Raw genomic sequence first — 19062 nt, forward strand, 5'->3', positions numbered from 1 at the left:
TTAGAGGTTATTTGTTATTGGGTTATTGATTAATTGGTTAAAGATTAATTGGTTAACTGATTTTCAATACATTGCTTGGATAGGAATTTAGGCCTTTTTCTTGAAATGAATTCTTGATCATTGTTACTTTATTACTCGATACTTCCTACTTCCTACTTCCTACTTACAATGCCCTATCCAAATGCGTATACCCACCATCTACATATACCAGTTGTCCGGTGGTGTGGGAAGAGCGGTCTGATAATAAGAAAACCACCATATCAGCGATTTCACGGGGTGTGGTCATTCTTTTTTCTAAAGGAATCCTTTTTTGAATCTCGTTCAATTTATCTTCCGGATTGTCAAATGTCTTCAGCCAACTTTCATATAATGGTGTCATGACTTCAGCAGGAATTACCGCATTGACCCGGATGCCGTATTTGAGGAGTTCTACGGCCCATTCTCTTGTCAGGGACAATTGGCCGCCTTTTGCCGCAGTATAGCCACTTGTATTTCCCTGTCCGGTGACTGCGGTTTTGCTGCTGATATTGACAATGCTTCCTTTTGAAGCTTTGAGGTGCGGAAGTGCATAGTGCACCAGATCGTAATAATGGCCCAGGTTTTTTTCAACAGATGCCCTGAAAGCTTCGGGAGAGCCTTTTTCCAAGCCGATTCCATCATTGACACCGGCATTATTGATCACGCCATCTATCCTTCCAAACTTCTGAAAAGCCATTTCCACGGCTTCTTTTGCCGCATTGGAATCTGTCAGCCTTCTTGGTATATGAAGCGCCTTTCCTCCATTTGACTCAAATTCAAAAACAAGGTTTTGGCCTTCTTTCACAGACGGATCGATGATGACGGGATAGGCACCTTCCTCAGCCAAAACTTTGCTGATGGCACCGCCAATCCCTTTTGCCCCACCGGAAACGAGATATACTTTTTGGTTGATGTTGAGATTCATAGTCTAGTTAATGAGGATTTGAGATTATAGCATTAGCTAATTCATAATTCTGAATTTTTAATTCTGAATTATTTAAGCTTGCTCTGCAACCTGCCTCGCCGTTCCCAATCCATCAATTCCCAATTCGACCACATCTCCGGCATTAAGATAGCGTGGAGGTTTTAGTCCCAATCCTACGCCGGAAGGTGTTCCCGTCGAAATCACATCTCCAGGTAACAATGTCATGTATTGGCTGATGTATGAAACCAATGTTGGAATGTCAAAAACTAAGTCTGAGGTATTGCTGTCCTGCATGGTTTCGCCATTGACTTTGAGCCAAAGTCGCAGGTTGTGTGGATCGGAGATTTCATCTTTGGTGACCAAATAAGGGCCGAGAGGAGCAAAGTGGTCAGCACTTTTCCCTTTGACCCACTGACCACCATGATGCAATTGAAAATCCCTTTCGCTGACATCGTTGTGAAGGACATAACCGGCCACATAATCCATCGCATCTTCTTTGGATACATAGGTTGCTTTCTTGCCGATTACCACTGCCAACTCAACCTCCCAATCTGTTTTGGTGGAATTTCTCGGAATCAAAATCGGATCAAAAGGACCACAAAGTGACGAGGTTGCTTTCATAAAAAGTATAGGAACCTCGGGAACAGGCATGCCGCTTTCTTTGGCATGGAGGGAATAATTTAATCCCACGCAAATGATTTTCGATGGTCTTTTGATTGGTGAACCAAAACGTGTTTTATCACTGATTTCCTGAAGGTTATGAATATTTGATTCAAGCCATGATTGCAATCTTTCTAGACCATTGTTTTCTAAAAATTCTTCTGACCAATCTTCACCAAAACCGCTGCAGTCCAGCCATTTTCCATTAGATGCAACGATTCCCGGTTTTTCTTTTCCTGTTTCTCCAAAGCGAATAAGTTTCATGTATTTGAGGTTATTAGGTTGATAAGGTTACAAAGTTTTAAAGTTAGCAGGTTTTGGGTTTTTCCTACAACCAAAAATAAAAGATTGGAAAATAGCTGAGATAGCCGATAATGACCAATATCAATCATATGTTGGCATATGACAAAAAATATTCCTTCTCATTTGTGATTTTTTTGAAACTTGACATACTAATGCAGTGAAGATTGATTCTTGATGGATATAAAAGAGCATTTTACCAAAGTCATTAAAGCCAATGAAGGTCTGATATACAAAATCACGACGCTTTATACAGATGAAAAACAGGACAGAAAAGACCTGTATCAGGAAATAGTCTATCAGGTTTGGAAATCCTTCGGCAGCTTCCAAGAACAATCAAAACTCAGTACATGGATGTACAGGGTAGCCCTCAATACTGCCATTTTCCATCTGAAGAAAACCAAAAAAAGGCCGGATACCATTCCTTTTGAATTCGAAATGGAGAGTTTAATAGCGGAAGATGACAAAGTTGAGGAGGAAAGAATTAAGCTTCTGTATGAGCAGATCCAACAATTGAATCTTCTTGATAAAGGCATTATCCTCCTTTTCCTCGAAGGAAAATCCCACGAGGAAATTGCAGAAATTGTCGGAATATCGACCAGTAATGTGGGAACGAAAATATCCCGAATCAAAGAAAAACTTAAATCTCAAATCAAAAAAAACAACGATTATGGAACTTGAAGAAATGAAGCTAGCATGGAATGACTTGAGCAAAAAGGTAGAAAAACAAGAAATACTTAACCAACAAATCATAGAAAAAATGACAAAAGACCAATACCAGAGCAACATAAAAAAAATAGCACTTCCTGAATACATTGGAACCATCATCTGCTATTTGGGTGCAGCATACTTATCAGTAAATGTCCCCAAACTTGACGAACCCCTGATTCAGTTTTTTGGGGTGATTTCGATTGCTTTGCTCTTGATTCTTCCCATCATTTCCCTTCAATCCGTCAGAGCGATGAGAAAAATCAATTTATCATCCCATAGTTATCTTGAAGCCTTACAAGTCTTTGGAAAGCAAAAAATCAGATTTCAAAAACTTCAGAAGCTTAATGTTTCTTTGGGGATGTTTCTGATGGTAATTGGGGTTCCGGTTTTAATGGCAATTCAGGATAAAAGCATTGAGTTTTCTTCGCTGTTCTGGATGCTGTATTTTCCCTTGGGAATAATGTTCTTTTTGGGCTTTTCTTATTGGGTTCTCAAATATTACAATAGAAAATTGAAGGCTACCGAAAAGTTGTTGACAGAGGTAAATGAATAAATATTCATACCATTAATAGTTCTGTGGAGAATAAAAGCCCTCGTTTTAAAGCTTGGGCTTTATTTATTCCCTTTCAGCCAATCATTTATTCCATGGATAACTTGTTCCGGTTCTTCTTCCTGTGGAAAATGACCGGCAGAGGCGATCTTGAGAGTCCGATGATTTGGAAATCCACTTTCAAATTTTTCTAAATTGTGGGGTTTTATCACCGGATCTTTCATTCCCCAAATAAACAAAACCGGTTTATCTTGAATAATGGACCGCTTTTGCCAAAGTTCCTCAAACCAATCTTGGTCATCTCTCAGAGAATGTGCAAAAGCCAATGCACCGTATCTTTCGCTACTGTTGGCAAAAGGTTTGGTGTATTGTGACTTTAGTTTACGGTTCAGTTTTTTCTCTCCAAATGAACCTGGCAATATTAATCGTGGAGAGAAATTTAATTGCCTGTATAAAAATGGCAGCAATGGGCTTTTTAGGATTTTCCTCAATTTGATGTAATCAGGGTTTGTTTCACTGCTCCATAGCCATGAGTTGAGAATTACAAATCCGGTGAACCTTTCGGGATGCCGGATCCCGACATCTAATCCAATCGGGCCTCCAAAATCATGGGCGATCATGGTAATGTTTTTAAGATCCTTTTCGAGGATAAATTTCTCCAATGTTTTACTGTGGTTTTGGGTGCTGTAATCATAAACTTTAGGCTTATCCGACAAACCAAAACCGATATGGTCGATGGCGATACAACGGTGGGTTTTGCTCATGACCTTAATGACATTCCTGAAATCAAAACTCCATGAGGGTGTTCCGTGGACAAAAAGCAAAAGTTCTCCATTGCCTTCATCGATAAAATGAAGTTTTTGATTACCTATCTCAAAGAATTGGGATGGAAAAGGGTATTCATTTTTGTCAAGCCAGTCCGGCTGCTTTTTGACATTGGGAGATAATGATGTAAGAGTATTTGTGATCATCTGAAATGGAAATTGAGGTTAGGTATGTTCCAAATTTCCGCAATAGAAGGGTAATGAATCTTGGTCTAAACCAAGATCGATCAGACGGATCAGATTTTTATTGAATTATAAAGCTTTGAGAAGTTGGTAGGATCGATGCCAAGGTATGAAGCAATGTACTTGTGGGGAACTAGCTGGAAAAGCTGGGGGCTTCTTGCTGCAAAAGAACGAAACCTCTCTTCGATAGACAAAGTATGTAATTCAAGGTGCCGGTTGATAACCCCTGAAAGCACGGATTCAGTTGCTTTTCGGAAAAACCTTTCCAAAGACCTTGATTCGTCAAAAAGTGCATTCAACTCGGAAAAAGAAATTGAATTCATCTCTGAATCTGAAAGACATTTGATGGCATATCTGGAAGGTTTTTGAAAAAAGAAAGACTCCGGAACTGCACACATGTCACCGGAATAGGTAAAAGCAACAACATGCATTTTCTTTTCATTTTCAAAAAATGACATCTGAACACCTGAATGCACCAAATAAAGGTTTTCCTGCACCTGACCTGGAAGCGTTATGTATTCTCCTTTTTTGATGAAAACAGGCTTTAACCTCGAGTAAAGAAGTTCTTTGTCAGAAGCCGATAAATGATTTAGCAAAGTAAAGGATGTTTTTTGGAGACTTTAATTTAGACATAATTTGAGAAATTGGTTTTGAATGAATCAATAGTTAGACAAAACAGAAATTCAAAATATACCTCCAATTTGAATGATTGAATGAAATGAGAGATCCATTGCTTCTCACCATCCCTCTAAAATTCATTTATTTATTAAAGTATTTTTTTTAACTTAATGATTTCCAATCGGTTTTGAGAGTGAATAGGGCAAAAGTATAAATTAAAATACCAATTTTCTGATCACCTTTTACCTCCCTCCATTAACCGACAACCAAATAACCAACCCTTCGACAAGCTCAGGGACCTAAAACCAATAACCAACCTAAAATATGCAATACTCATTTATACTCAATGGAAAACCCGTTCAAGTCACCGCCGAGGAGGATGCCAACCTGCTTTGGACTTTAAGGGAAAGGTTGAAACTGACCGGAACGAAGTTCGGTTGTGGAGTTTCCCTCTGCGGATCCTGCACGGTTCATATAGATGGCAAACCTGTCAAATCCTGCATCACCCCGCTTTCCCAAGCTGTGGGTAAAAAAGTCACGACCATCGAAGGGCTTTCAGATGACAAGAGCCATCCGCTCCAAGTCGCTTGGATTGAGGAACAGGTTCCCCAATGTGGGTATTGTCAGTCGGGACAGATCATGCAGGCAGCTGCTTTGCTTGCAGAAAATCCCAATCCAAATCGGGAAGAGATCATCAAGCACATGAACGGTGTGCTTTGCCGCTGCGGCACTTATCTGAGAATCCTGAAAGCAATCGAAAAAACCGCCCAAAAAGTCTAACTATGGAAAAGCAATTGGAATCACAGGGATTAAGCAGGAGGAAATTCCTGAAAGTAGGAGGTGGCATTACATTTTTGGTAACTGCAGTCGGATTGCCTGCATTGGTTTTTAAGAAGGGAGGATTAGCTGAAAGCAAGCAGATTTCCGCTTGGGTTCATTTGGCTTCGGATGGAACAGTGACTATTTATAATCCTGCTTCAGAAATGGGTCAAGGGACAATGACTGCATTGGCAGCCATTTTTGCAGAAGAAATGGACGCAGATTGGTCCAAAGTGAAAATCGAAGATGCGCCGGTGGAGCCCGAGATCTACGGGATTGGTTGGGGTGGAGAAAGAGGCGGCAGCATGCTGACGGTGGGAAGCCGCTCGGTAAGTGGGCACTTCAATAATCTCCGTCAATCCGGTGCCCAGGCAAGATATGCCCTGCTCTCTGCAGTTGCAGAAAAATGGGGAGTGGACAGAAAGGAATTGAAAACCTACTCAGGTTTGGTTTTTCATCCAAAAAGCAATAAAAAAATCACCTATGGAGAAATAGTTGAGTTTGTCAAAATCCCTGAATCAGTTCCTGAAATTCCGGATTCTGATCTGAAAAACCCGAAAGATTTCAAATTGATCGGCAGGGATTATCAACGGTATGATGTGCCATTTAAAGTGGATGGTTCGGCCATTTACTCCGGAGATATCCATGTACCGGGAATGGTTTACGCGGCCATCGTCCGATCGCCGGTGAACGGAACCCAACCTGAACTCAAAAATGAAACCGCGATCAGAGGTATAAAAGGAGTTTTGAATTTAGTCAGTTTGGAGCATGGTATTGGGGTAGTTGCCAGCAATATGGAAACCGCCTTGAAAGCCAAAGCCATGATGGAAATCACTTGGAATGGTGACCCAAAAGCCAAATCCCATAACAGCCAAGATGCTTATGAAGAGTATGAGGCACTTTCCAAATCATCCCAAACAGGAAGCATTGTAGCCCAATCGGGTGATTTGAACAGAGAACTTCCGAAGGCACAAAAGACAATTCGGGCAGATTACAAAAATGATTATATCTACCATGCCCAGATGGAACCCCTCAATGCGGTAGCCCACGTGAAAGCCGATTCGGCTGAACTTTGGGTCGGTACCCAAGCTGCTGATGGTACCAGAAATGATGTGGCAAACCATCTTGGTTTGGATTTCAAAGCCGTTAACCTGCACACCTGCTATTTGGGTGGAGGATTTGGCCGAAGGTCCATGACAGATTTTGTGATCGAGGCGGTGGATATTTCCAAGGCAGTAAACCTCCCTGTCAAATTGCAGTGGACACGGGAAGATGACCTCCAATACGGCGCTTTCAGACCGATTTCTTTACAAAAATTAGAGGCAGGAATTGACCAAAACGGTAACATCAATTCGTGGAAACATGTGGTCGTCGGAACAGGAGGCGGACTGTTGGGTTCGGGTGCAGACATTCCTTTTTATGACATCCCAAACAAATTGATCGAAGTCAGAAACATTGACCACGGAGTCCGGACCAAGCATTGGCGGGCAGTGGGACATGGACCGAATAAGTTTGCGATTGAGACTTTTGTAGATGAAATAGCTTTGGAACAAAAGAAAGACCCCTACCAATTGCGAAGGGAACTGATGAAAAACCATCCACGTGAACTTGCGGTTTTGGATAAAGTGGCTGACATGGCTAAATGGGGTTCTTCGGTACCTGAAGGCCGGGCCAGGGGAATTGCTTTTGCAGAAAGAAGCGGTTCATTGGCTGCCGGAATCTGCGAAATCTCTGTGGACAGATCCACTGGAAAAATCAAAGTCCATAATATTTGGGGCTCTTTGGATGGTGGGGTAGTAGTCCATCCTGCAAATGCCAAATACCAAATGGAAGGTTCATTGGTGATGGGGCTTAGCAGTGTGCTTTTTGAAAGCATTACTTTCAAAGAAGGACAGGTGGAGCAATCCAATTTCTATGATTATCCGATCTTAAGGATGGAAGATGCTCCTGAAGAAATCATGTTGGAAATCATTCCTTCAACAGAAAAACCAACCGGAATCGGAGAAGCAGGTTTGCCGTTTATGGGAGCAATCATTTCCAATGCATTCGCGGCCTTGACAGGAAAACGCTTGCGGCATATGCCTTTTACCCCTGAGAAAGTTTTGGAGGTTCTCGCAAGTTGATTTAGAGAAGGAATAATTTGGGATAGGGTTTCCCACAAAAATAAATTCAATTTTGTCAAAGACTTCACTGTGTCATTTAGAGATAGAGAAGTCTTTGATTTTTTCAACATGAGATAATAATTTAAGAAATCTCGGCTATACGTTTTTTGAAATTATAAGGAGGTTAGAATAAGCTTTTAAAATCAATGCTTTTCTGCCGGAAATGGAAATGATCCGATTCCTATCTTTAAGCTTTTTTGATTGTATCAACATTTTAAGTTTTCAAGTATTCACTTGGATATAGTTTACCATCAACCTTTTTTCAATTTGTATTTCCCAAAAAATGCTTTTAATATGCTCATTCATTTATACCACAACACATGGGAGATTTTATAATTGACTTCAGTAACTGGATTTGGGACATGCCAATGCTTGTGTTGCTGATGGGAGGAGGCTTGATTTTGTTTATTTATTCAGGTTTTTTGCCTTTCAGGTATTTTGGTCATGCCCTTAAAGTTGTCCGTGGGAAATATGACAATCAGAACATGCCCGGACAGATTTCTTCCCAACAGGCGCTTTCGGCGGCGATTGCTGCGACTGTCGGCCTTGGGAATATCAGTGGTGTTGCGATAGCCATCAATATGGGAGGTCCCGGAGCGATTTTTTGGATGTGGATGTCTGCTTTTGTAGGCATGGCTACCAAATATTTTACCTGTAGTCTAGCCATCATGTTTAGGGGAAAAGACACTTCCGGGGAAATTCAAGGAGGTCCAATGTATGTGATCGAGCATGGCATGGGTCCAAAATGGAAACCATTGGCAATTCTGTTTTCTGTGGCAGGTGTGTTGGGATTGTTGTCTATTTTCCAAGCAAACCAATTAACCGAAGTTACCAGAACGGTGATGTTGGAACCCTATGGATTGGATAATGGAGAAAGTACAAAATGGATTTTGGGGATTTTGATGATGGTGGCAGTTGCTGCTGTGATATTGGGAGGAATTCAAAGAATTGCCGCAGTCGCTTCTAAGTTGGTGCCTTTTATGGTGATCCTATATTTTGGTACGGTTCTTTTGATCATGTTTCAATATATCGAACGGGTTCCTGAAATGTTTTTATTGATTATCGAAGATGCCTTTACAGGAAATGCGGTGATGGGTGGGGCTGTTGGTGCGGTGATGGTGATTGGGGCAAGAAGGGCTGCTTTTTCCAATGAAGCCGGAATCGGCACTGCCCCTATGGTACATGGAGCTTCCAAAAACAATGAACCTGTCAGAGAAGGATTGATTGCTATGTTGGGGCCATTCATTGATACGGTTGTGGTTTGCACATTGACTGCCTTTGTGATTTTGTTGACAGGGGTGTGGGAAACAAGTGAAAATAACGGGGTGCAATTGACGCTTCAGGCATTTGAAATGGGACTTCCGGGAGTTGGAAAGTACCTGCTGATGTTGGCTGTACTTGTTTTTGCACTTTCCACCATGTTCACCTATTCATACTATGGTCATAAATGCTTCAATTATCTCTTTGGAGCAGAAAAAGCTAATTATTACAATTATTTTTATCTGGTGACAATCGTCGCCGGGGCAGTGGTATCACTTGAAGTGGTAGTGAGTTTTATTGATGGAATGTACGCCATCATGGCAATTCCGACGATGATTTCAACCATTTATTTGGCGCCAAAAGTCAAAGCTGCTACCAAGGATTATTTTGCAAGGATGAAGGGGGAATAAGGATTGTCAAGTTGTCCGCTAAAGCTGTTATGAGGTTGGAAAGGAGTCAAAGAGAACTCGATAACTTGATCAAAAAGACAAACAAAATAGTCAAAGAGACCCTTCGTGCCTTAGGGTGACGCAACCCGACAACCCGACAACTTGACAACCCGACAACAATCACAACAATTACAACCAAATTAACCCTGCCAAACCAATGAACCTCCTCATCGCCCCAAATGCTTTCAAAGGAACGATTGAAGCTGACGAAGCGGCGGAAATTATTGGGAATGCGATATTGGTAAAAATGCCGGATGCGAATCTGACGGTCTGCCCAATAGCGGATGGTGGGGATGGAACATGCTTTTTGCTTGGAAAAGCTTTGAATTTAGAGCAGGTTTTTGAAATTGCCTTAGATCCTTTGGGAAGGCCGGTGCAGGGATTTTATTTTTTGGATCCTGGGCAAAAGACAGCTTATCTGGATGTTTCTACTGTTTCAGGAATCAAATCATTAAAACCTCACGAGCGAAATCCTTGGATTACAAGTACATTCGGAACTGGGGATTTGATCAGAAAAGCGCTTGATTCAGGAGTGGAACATATCATATTGGGATTGGGAGGAAGTGCGACAGTGGATCTTGGGATCGGGATTTTGAGAGGATTGGGATTTTTATTTTTGGATGAAAAAGGAAGGGAAATCCCGGTTTTTTCAGAAGGTTTTATTTTCAAAATCCGATTTATCCAAAGCCCGATACCGAAACCAACCTTAAAATTTACATGCCTCTGCGATGTGAATAACCATTTTTTTGGTCCCTTAGGAGCTATTCCTGTTTTTGGTCCCCAAAAAGGATTGGAAAAGGAGGATCTGGAAAAGTTTGAAAATGAGTGTTCCAAGGCATTGGAATTAATGGCCAAAAAATCAGGAAAGCAGTTAGCAGACAGAGAAAGTTTTGGCGCTGCGGGAGGAATTGCCTTTGGGCTTTCCTTCTTTTTTCCGGTGGAAATAGAGAAAGGGGCAAAATGGTTTTTCGAAAAAGTCGGAATCGAATCCAAAATCAAAACCGCGGATATCGTCATCACAGGAGAAGGCCGCTATGACAGCCAATCCGCTTCAGGAAAAGGAAGTTTCGAACTGTTACAGTTGGCAAGAAAACATGGTAAAAAAACAGTCCTGATCACCTCAGGAAACGGTGGAAAAGATTCAGGTTTTGACGAAGTGATCCAATTGCCTGACCTTGATTTTTCAAAAAAAGATTTTAATGAAAAAGCCAAAGAGAACTTGGAAAAAGAGGTTTTATCCTACGATTTTTTTGGATAAAACATCATCTATGTCACGTTGGTTAAATAATAAAATTTTTCAAAACCATTCTCCTTTCATCTCCACGGTCAGCATATCATCTGAAACCAGTCTTTTTCCAAGTCCATCCATTTTGACAAGTTCGTATTCGAAGAAATAGCGCATGGCCATCAGTTTTCCCTTGTAGAAATCAGTTTCAGGACTTCCTTTATCCAAAGCTTCGTGAGCGGTAATTCCTTGACTTAGCCATTGCCAAGAGATGGTCAGGATGCCGATGTATTCAAGGTAAAGCGAGGCATCTGAGAGAAATTCTTCCGGATTTTGGGAAGCTTTGCCAAATAAATGGAAACTTGTCTGTTGGGCTCGCTGGAGGTATTTTTCTAGTTTCTCAGCAAAAGGAACAAGGGAGCTCATTTCTTTGGCCGAGGCTATGGTCTTCTTGATTTCAGTAGCAAACAACTGAAGGGCTTTTCCTTCCTGCATCAATACTTTTCTTCCCAAAAGATCCAATCCATGAATCCCCGTCGTCCCTTCGTGGATGGGATGGATGCGTGCCTCGCGGTAATATTGCTCTACCGGAAAGTCAGTAGTATAACCTGCTCCTCCCAAAATCTGTACTGCGGCAGATGTCGTCAAACAGCACATTTCAGAAGGGTAGGATTTTGCAATAGGAGTCAGCAAGTCAAGTAAGAGTGATGCTTCTTCTTTTTCTTTTCCCTCAGCGACATGGACCAGGTCACCCAATCTGGCACAAAAAAATAAAAGAGAAAGTGCACCTTCCGTCACTGATTTTTGGAACAGTAGCATGCGTTTCACATCTGCATGTTCAATGATCGGAATTTGGGGTTTTAAGGGGTCTTTTTCGGTGATTTTACGTCCCTGAGGCCTCTCCTTGGCATAAGCAAGGGAAGATTGGAAAGCAGCAGTCCCTATGGCAGCAGCATTCATCCCAACTCCCACTCGAGCTTCATTCATCATCTGAAACATGTAGGACAATCCCTTATTGGCCTCGCCAACAAGGTAGCCTTCCGCACTGTCATTTGATCCGATCATCAGGTGCGCTATCGGTGCTCCTTTGTAGCCCATCTTGTGGTAAATTCCTTCGGTAAGCACATCATTAGGTTCATTGTCCGGAACTCGTTTTTGGGGAACAACAAACAAAGAAATTCCTTTCACTCCTGCCGGGGCGCCTTTGATTCGGGCGAGCATGAGGTGTATGACATTCTCACAGGCATCATGGTCCCCACAGGAAATGTATATTTTTTGGCCTTGGATTTTAAAAACCCCTTCCTTTTCAGTTGGAATTGCCATTGTACTGAGGTCAGTGAGCGAAGAACCTGCATCTGGTTCGGTTAGTGCCATGGTTCCCTGCCATTTACCGTTGTACATGTTTGGGGTGAAGGTGTCGATCAGTTGCTGACTGCCAAAAGTCCTGATCAGGTTGGCTGCACCTGTAGTCAAAAAAGGATAAACGGAACTGGAATAATTGGCTGCCTGAAATATAAACCCTGCAGCAAGGTGGATGGTATTCGGCAGTTGTTGTCCACCTTCTTCATAGCTAAAAGTGGCATTGATCCAACCGTCCTGCCCAAACTGCCGGACAATCTTTTTCATGCCTTCATGCACCTTGATTTTCCCTCCGATAAGCTGAGGTTCATTCCTGTCCATGTCAGTCAACAACGGAAAAAGTGAAGTCACTGCAATCTGATCTGCTGCCTCCAAAACCATTTGGAAAGTTTCTTGACTGTGGTCTTCGAAATATTTGAAACAGGTCAGTTCAAGTACCTTTTGGTTTTCGAAAAGCTGGAATTGAAGGTCACGTTTGGAGTAGAAGGGCATGGTTGTTTGGGTTGTAATGGTTGTAATTGTTATAGTGGTTTAAAATGTTTTCGGGTTGTCATTGTTGTCTGCTTCGCGTTGTCAAGTTATCTGGTTGTAGTGGTTGTATTTGCTTTCTGGTTTTCATTGTTATCGAGTTGTAATTGTTGTCGGCTTCCCCGTCATTCTGAACCGCAGCCTGCAAAGGTGAAGAATCTTTCTTTCCTGAGACACTTCTCCTCCGCGGCGGAGAGGTGTGACGATCCAGTTTGTCAGGTTTTCAAGTTTTTGAAAATCCCTTTACATCTCGACATCAGCTTTAGAGAGGGACTTAACAAAAGCTTGTGGACAACAGCTTTAGCGGACAACCTGACAATCCTAATTCCTCCCAACAATTACAACACGCATGTTACAACAATTACAACTATTTTTTCCAACCCGAAAACAGCTTTAGCGGCCAACCATGACAACGCGAAGCATAGAACAATTACAACTTTTTAATCACCCTACATGGATTTCCTGCGGCGATGACATCATCGGGGATATCTTTAGTGACTACAGATCCTGCGCCTATGATTGACCTCGATCCGATGCTGACTCCCGGACAAATTATAGTAGAACCTCCGATCCAAACATCATCTCCGATTGTGATGGGTTTTCCAAATTCTGCCAGACTTCCCCTTTCTCTAAAATCAGTCGGATGTGTGGCAGCATAGAATTGGACATTGGGAGCGATCAGCACTCTGCTTCCCAAAGTTACTGGGGTAACATCAAGCACCACACAGTTGAAGTTGAAAAACACGTCATCTCCTGCCGTGATATTATAGCCGTAGTCACAAAAGAAAGGCGGTTCAATCCAAAAATTCTTGCCTTTCTTCCCGATAAGTTTGGCAAGAATACTTTCCCGCAATTCCGTTTCGTCAGGATTCGAATCATTGAGTTGCTTGGTCAGTTGCCTTGCATGTAGTCTTTCTGCAACCAATTCCGGATCTGAAGCAAAATACAATTGGCCGGCAAGCATTTTTTCTTTTTCGGATTTCATAAATTAGACTTGAGATTTGAGACAAGAGAAATGAGATGAAATAGAGTGGAAATAGATTGAAATATGGTAGAAATAAATTGAAATACGGCGGAAATAGAGTAGAAAAGGATATTTATTGATATTTGATATTAGTGGATATTGAATACGAGTAGGATTTCGAATTGTGCGCTTATATCATAAATTAATATTTCGCTGAAAGCGTATTTCGCCAAGCCTATATCCCCCATAAATCCGTCCCTATAATAATTTTTTTGCCTGATCGAGATGTCTTTGCTCATGGGCCACGATGATGTCAATTGCCTTTTCTAGGGAATAGACTATCAATTTGTTGGCAGGAGAATGGATGACGGTCTTTTTTTCAAAAAACGGTACCAATTCAATTATCCATTTTTTGAGTTCTTCTTGGTGGTTTTGAAACCTTTCCAATACGGTGGCATCGCCCTCTGTCACTTTTGGTTCCCAAAGAGGGAAAGTCCTGGCTTTTTTCTTTCCACCATCAGAAACTGATTTTAAAATCAAGTTGCCAAAGAGATTAGAAAAATAAGGGAATCTTGAAATGAAAGCCCCTTGAAAACTCCCGTTTTTCAATTTTTCAAAAATTGGAAAATAGGTTCGATTAATGGTAATGAGGTGTTCAAAGTTCTCGGCTATGCTCCAGGTTTCTGCATTGGGTTTGAGGTGCATTTTCTCTACCGAAAGTGCAATGAATCCTTCAATTGCCTCTTTGGTTATATTATCAATGGAATCAATCCAATTCTTAATCTGCGTTGTCATATCAATTGGGTAGTTGGGTGTAATTTTGCTTAGAAAGCTTGGTAAGTTCTTCCATCAATACATTTCCTGTTTCCTTTCCTAAAGACATTCTTGTCAAATAGGGGGCATGCGGAAGGTTTGGATTTTCAAAATAGCTTGGTTTGACGATATATCCCAAAGCATCCTGACTTAATCCAAGGATAAATTTTGGGCCTTCAGGCATAAGTTCTTTGGTTTTCATCCCATAGATCGGAGCGGTTTCTCCAGGATGGCTTGCAAATGTAGCTTCCCCAATGGAAAACCATACAACTTCGGATTCGATCACATCAGTGACTTTTCTATCGACGATGATTCCTGCTTCAGAAAGTTGCTGCCAAGCTTCATTCATAACAGGAAAAAACACGGTTTTTCTTTGGAAATTGAGTTTGGATTTGGACAAAGTTTTTGGTTCCAATAGAGAAGCAGTCGCTGATAAAGCCAATTCTTGCCCTCTTTGCAAGGCTTTTTGATATCCACCCTCTTTGTCGGAAGGCTGTATCCATCCTCCGATCGCACCTTGGAGAAAAAGATGTTCTCCACCCCATTCTTTTTCCATTTCTTTATAAAACCCTGCGAGGTAATCAGCCGAAACCTCTGAATAAACAGCATCCATATAAGTTGGGTGACAGGCAAAATTGGTAAGGGTGACTATATTTTTTTGGTTCTTGTCCAGAAACTGTAACACCGTGACGGACCTGTCGATTTCCTCCTGACAGATATTGGCAACCCAATCTTCTCCTGATTCATTTTGGCCATACCTGATGGTGCTTTCCTGTAGGTTTTTGGAAGCTTTTTGAATCTGTTCGGCAACTGTCTGTACCAAAAAGTCCATGTATTGCTTGTTTACACCACTTTCTGAGAAATCTTTTCCCCAAAGCCCGACTATGTCAGGTCCTGAATGGGTATGTGTGGAACTGATGACAATATTTTCAGGAGAAAAAGAAATGTCGAATTCCATTTGGGCAGTTCGTTCTCTGATTTTTTGTAAGTCCTGATACAGCAATCCGATGCAATCCAAGGTGACCAATGCCATTGATTTTTCCCCGTCATAAAGCACAATGGCCTTGGCATAAAGGCTATCCAAAACGCCGGTAAAGGTTCTATTTTGTTTGTCTCCGGCGATGAATGAACCAATAGGAGGGTTGATGACTGCCTTGGACACTCCTATCTGAATCTCAGACAAGGTTTTTGTTTTCTTTATGGAACAACCAAAGTTGAGACAAATTAGAATCAGAAAGATGCCTAGGTTTTTCATTTAAAGGATTATTGAAATTTAAACATCAATTATTGAGTAATTTAGGATGGAATCTTACTTTTTTATCTAACCATATAAAAAAAATTATGACACATCTTTGGAATCTGAATAGCCAAGGTTTGAAAACTGAATGTGGTTGGCACATAAAAACATACAGATTAATTTGTTGGTGTTTTAGATAAAATGATTCACCTACTTAAAGAACTTATCTTGAGATAAAAATTGTTACAATCTGTTTTTAACCCTTTACCATGACTAAAACCAAACCAAAAGAAAATAGGGTCACCATGGCCCATGTGTTCAAAACCATCATTTGGCCCCGCAAAAACCAACTTTTCCTAGGGCTTTTTCTTATTATAATCAGTAGACTTTCAGGTTTGATTTTGCCTGGCGCAAGCAAATACCTGATTGATGATGTGATCCCTTCCAATGACCTTGATATGCTGAAATGGCTGGTTTTGATTGTCGTCGGAGCAATAACAATTCAGGCAGTTACCTCATATGCCCTTACACAAATTCTGAGCGTGGAAGCTCAGCACTTGATTTCCCAACTGAGATCCAAGGTCCAAAGACACATCATCCAATTGCCGATCCGTTTTTTTGACAATACCAAAACAGGAGAGTTGGTGTCGAGGATCATGACAGATGTTGAAGGGGTACGAAACCTTGTGGGAACAGGGTTTGCACAGATGATCGGTGGGGTTTTAACCGCTGCGATTTCTTTAGGATTGTTGATTTATATCAGCCCTCTGATGACTTTATATGTCTTGGTTCCGGTGATTATTTTCGGGTTTATTTCACTGAAAGCCTTCAGTAAAATCAGACCGATTTTCAGAGAACGGGGAAAGATCAACGCTGAAGTCACAGGAAGGTTGACCGAAACCTTGGGAGGAATCCGAGTAATCAAAGGTTTCAATGCAGAAGCCCAAGAAATTAGAAGTTTTGAAGCAGGAGTGGAGCGCTTGTTTTTGAATGTGAAGGCAAGTTTAACAGCAACGAGTTTCGTAACTTCTGCTGCTACTTTTTTGCTGGGTTTGGCCTCTGCAGGTATAATGGGGATAGGAGGTTATATGATCATGGATGGACAGATGACCTTTGGTGATTTCTTGGCCTTCACCTTGTATCTCGGTTTTATGATAGCCCCGATTGTGCAGATGAGCAATATTGGCAGTCAGTTTACTGAGGCCTTTGCTGGATTGGATAGAACGGAAGAGATCATGAACAGGCCTTTGGAAAGTTCCGGCGGCCAAAGAATCATTGCGATTCCACATATCAAGGGAGATATCAGGTTTGAGGATGTTTCATTTGCTTACGATGAGGGGAAAGAGGTTTTGAAGAGAATTTCATTCAATGCACCTGCCGGATCTGTAACTGCCTTGGTAGGAACTTCAGGTTCTGGAAAAACGACCATAGCGGGTTTGGCGGCCTCATTCCTCAATCCCGAATCAGGATTGATTACAGTGGATGGAGTTGATATGCAAAAAATTACCTTGGAAAGTTTCAGGTCTCAGTTGGGTGTTGTTTTACAGGATGATTTTCTTTTTGAAGGAACCATCAAGGAAAATATTCTTTTCCCAAGACCTGATGCAACAATAGAAAAATTAATGCAGGCAGTCAAGGCTGCCCACGTGCACGAGTTTACTGACAGGTTTGAAGATGGTTTGGACACTTTGATAGGAGAGCGGGGAGTCAAACTTTCCGGCGGACAAAGGCAGAGAATCGCCATAGCAAGGGCGATATTGGCGGATCCAAGGGTATTGATTTTGGATGAAGCCACTTCCAACCTGGATACCGAAAGTGAATCATTGATTCAGGCTAGTTTGAAGGAATTGATGCATGGCAGGACGACTTTTGTTATCGCCCACAGGCTAAGCACAATTCGCCAAGCGGATCAGATTTTGGTCATTGAGCAGGGAAAAATCGTAGAAAGGGGTCAGCACGAGGAGTTGATAGCCAAGCAAGGCAGGTATTATCAATTATATACGTATCAGGCAAGGATATAAGAGATTTGATTGGTTTATATGCCAAAGGAAGCTGAATTTCATATTCGGCTTCCTTTTTTATTTTTTGATTGAAAATTATTTCAATGAAATTATTTAAGCCTATCGGATTTTATCAAACTTCGATGAATTTCTTTTATTTTAAAACATGGCTACCCCAAAAATAAGCTGAATGTATTGATCAAAATTTATAATTAACCGATCAAATAAATCCTTTGAAATGCATCAGGTCAAATGATTGATTCCGAGAGGATAAACAATTACCTTTAATTATATGAAAAAGCAAATCTTCCTCTACTTCCTTATTCTTTTCTTGGGTTTAAGAAACGAATCATCAGCCCAATCGGCTGAAGAACAAAATGTATCAAAATCAATTGACAGGTTGGTGGTAGCCATGATAGCCGCAGATAGAGAGATGCTCAATCCACTTCTTTCTGATGCGCTCCACTATGGACATTCGAGCGGATTGGTTCAGGATAAATCAGGATTTGTAGATGAGGTGGTCAGCAAATCACCGCTTTCATACATATCTATTGATCGTGAAAAAGAGGTTATCCATTTATCAAAAAAGACAGCCACAGTAAGCCATATATTGACAATAAAGGGCAAAAACCCTGCAGGAGATCCAGTTAATATCAGGATTGGAAATATGATGGTTTGGGAAAAAGAAAAATCAGGGTGGAAGCTTTTGGCAAGGCAAGCCTATAAATTATAAACAGAAAATAGCCTTCTATTGAAAAAAGTCCTTGACTATTTGCCGGATTGGCTTGGTCAAGGACTTTTAAATTGGATTGAGGCTAGATTTATAAAAAAATGGCATTGATTTGATTTTTTAACCGTATATCAGTTTTTTCATGTGGTCTACTGAGATCGGTTTAATGATGTATTCTTGTATTTCAGGTATTTTTGTGATCGGATCAATGTCATCAGGATGGATAGAACTGCTGATCATTACGATTTTAAATTTATTCTTGGTCCTTTTATCAAACTTCATGAATTGTTGTAAAAAATTCCATCCATTTGTCTTTGGCATGTGCAGGTCCAAAAGCACAAGTTGCTTTTCTCCCCGTTTTCTTGGTTGTGGCTTTTCAATATTTGAACTGATGTAGTTCATGGCTTGACTGCCATCCGGAAGGGAAATCACTTCTCCATCAAAACCTAAGTGGCTGATAAGTTTTTTGTGAACATGATTTGTGACAACATCATCATCGACCAAAATGATTCTGTTCCATTTATTTGTGTAATTCATAGTGGGGTGAACTATATAATTCCGGGTGAGGTATTTGGTATTTATGAATTTGATTTTTAAATCTAGTAAATTACTTTTTAAAAAAAGAAATTTTGGTTTGACATTTATATGAAAAAAGTACAATTCATATATAAGTATCTGATTAATAGGTCAATAAAATAATGCCATTAAACTCATATTAAGAAATTAA

The 19062-nt window shown here is 40.9% G+C and carries 17 protein-coding genes; 8 read left to right on the forward strand and 9 right to left on the reverse strand.

Annotation, left to right across the window (positions count from 1 at the left end):
- Nucleotides 1–163: 163 nt before the first annotated feature.
- Nucleotides 164–943 (reverse strand): L-fucose dehydrogenase, encoded by a 780-nt coding sequence (locus tag NK987_RS10165; RefSeq protein ID WP_259263747.1) that lies wholly within the window; start codon nt 941–943, stop codon nt 164–166.
- A 72-nt stretch (nt 944–1015) separates the two neighbouring features.
- On the reverse strand, nt 1016–1867 hold the full coding sequence (locus tag NK987_RS10170) for a fumarylacetoacetate hydrolase family protein (RefSeq protein ID WP_258424849.1): 852 nt from the start codon (nt 1865–1867) through the stop codon (nt 1016–1018).
- Nucleotides 1868–2080: 213 nt separating this feature from the next.
- Between NK987_RS10170 and NK987_RS10175 the strand changes: the two genes are divergently transcribed.
- The gene (locus NK987_RS10175) at nt 2081–2584 is read left to right on the forward strand and encodes an RNA polymerase sigma factor (RefSeq protein WP_259263748.1); all 504 of its coding nucleotides are present in this window, start codon (nt 2081–2083) and stop codon (nt 2582–2584) included.
- Complete coding sequence (locus NK987_RS10180) at nt 2574–3167, forward strand: hypothetical protein (RefSeq protein ID WP_259263749.1); 594 nt, start codon at nt 2574–2576, stop codon at nt 3165–3167. Before NK987_RS10175 ends, NK987_RS10180 begins: the two co-directional genes overlap by 11 nt.
- Nucleotides 3168–3226: 59 nt before the next feature.
- On the opposite strand, the gene NK987_RS10185 is transcribed toward NK987_RS10180, so the two are convergent.
- A complete protein-coding gene (locus tag NK987_RS10185) occupies nt 3227–4135 on the reverse strand; it encodes an alpha/beta fold hydrolase (RefSeq protein WP_259263750.1) in 909 nt (302 codons plus the stop codon).
- Between the two features lie 89 nt (nt 4136–4224).
- Nucleotides 4225–4767, reverse strand: coding sequence for a Crp/Fnr family transcriptional regulator (locus NK987_RS10190; protein WP_259263751.1), 543 nt, complete (start codon nt 4765–4767; stop codon nt 4225–4227).
- A 346-nt stretch (nt 4768–5113) separates the two neighbouring features.
- On the opposite strand from NK987_RS10190, the gene NK987_RS10195 reads away from it, so the two are divergent.
- From NK987_RS10195 to NK987_RS10210, 4 genes are all read left to right on the forward strand, one after another.
- A complete protein-coding gene (locus tag NK987_RS10195; RefSeq protein ID WP_259263752.1) occupies nt 5114–5569 on the forward strand; it encodes a (2Fe-2S)-binding protein in 456 nt (151 codons plus the stop codon).
- 2 nt (nt 5570–5571) lie between these two features.
- Nucleotides 5572–7731 (forward strand): xanthine dehydrogenase family protein molybdopterin-binding subunit, encoded by a 2160-nt coding sequence (locus NK987_RS10200; RefSeq protein WP_259263753.1) that lies wholly within the window; start codon nt 5572–5574, stop codon nt 7729–7731.
- A gap of 359 nt (nt 7732–8090) precedes the next feature.
- Nucleotides 8091–9440 carry an alanine/glycine:cation symporter family protein gene (locus NK987_RS10205; protein WP_259263754.1) on the forward strand — a complete coding sequence of 450 codons (1350 nt, stop codon included), beginning with the start codon at nt 8091–8093 and terminating at the stop codon, nt 9438–9440.
- Nucleotides 9441–9636: 196 nt separating this feature from the next.
- The gene (locus tag NK987_RS10210; RefSeq protein ID WP_259263755.1) at nt 9637–10737 is read left to right on the forward strand and encodes a glycerate kinase family protein; all 1101 of its coding nucleotides are present in this window, start codon (nt 9637–9639) and stop codon (nt 10735–10737) included.
- Between the two features lie 39 nt (nt 10738–10776).
- Here the strand turns inward: NK987_RS10210 and NK987_RS10215 are convergent, their stop codons facing one another.
- From NK987_RS10215 to NK987_RS10230, 4 genes are all read right to left on the reverse strand, one after another.
- A complete protein-coding gene (locus NK987_RS10215; protein WP_259263756.1) occupies nt 10777–12555 on the reverse strand; it encodes an acyl-CoA dehydrogenase family protein in 1779 nt (592 codons plus the stop codon).
- Nucleotides 12556–13021: 466 nt separating this feature from the next.
- Entirely contained in the window at nt 13022–13576 is a 555-nt protein-coding gene (locus NK987_RS10220) for a sugar O-acetyltransferase (protein ID WP_259263757.1), read from the reverse strand.
- Nucleotides 13577–13813: 237 nt separating this feature from the next.
- Nucleotides 13814–14350 (reverse strand): DinB family protein, encoded by a 537-nt coding sequence (locus NK987_RS10225; RefSeq protein WP_258424860.1) that lies wholly within the window; start codon nt 14348–14350, stop codon nt 13814–13816.
- 1 nt (nt 14351) lies between these two features.
- Complete coding sequence (locus NK987_RS10230; RefSeq protein ID WP_258424861.1) at nt 14352–15551, reverse strand: neutral/alkaline non-lysosomal ceramidase N-terminal domain-containing protein; 1200 nt, start codon at nt 15549–15551, stop codon at nt 14352–14354.
- 323 nt (nt 15552–15874) lie between these two features.
- Here NK987_RS10230 and NK987_RS10235 point away from each other — a divergent pair, with 323 nt between their 5' ends.
- Together NK987_RS10235 and NK987_RS10240 are read left to right on the forward strand one after the other, a co-directional pair.
- A complete protein-coding gene (locus NK987_RS10235) occupies nt 15875–17626 on the forward strand; it encodes an ABC transporter ATP-binding protein (protein WP_258424862.1) in 1752 nt (583 codons plus the stop codon).
- Between the two features lie 271 nt (nt 17627–17897).
- Nucleotides 17898–18338: a nuclear transport factor 2 family protein gene (locus NK987_RS10240; protein WP_258424863.1), complete on the forward strand. Its 441-nt coding sequence runs from the start codon at nt 17898–17900 to the stop codon at nt 18336–18338.
- Nucleotides 18339–18455: 117 nt separating this feature from the next.
- On the opposite strand, the gene NK987_RS10245 is transcribed toward NK987_RS10240, so the two are convergent.
- Complete coding sequence (locus NK987_RS10245; protein WP_258424864.1) at nt 18456–18872, reverse strand: response regulator; 417 nt, start codon at nt 18870–18872, stop codon at nt 18456–18458.
- Nucleotides 18873–19062: the final 190 nt, after the last annotated feature.

The organism is Aquiflexum gelatinilyticum (assembly GCF_024813435.1).
In the GTDB taxonomy this organism is placed as follows: Bacteria; Bacteroidota; Bacteroidia; order Cytophagales; family Cyclobacteriaceae; genus Cognataquiflexum; species Cognataquiflexum gelatinilyticum.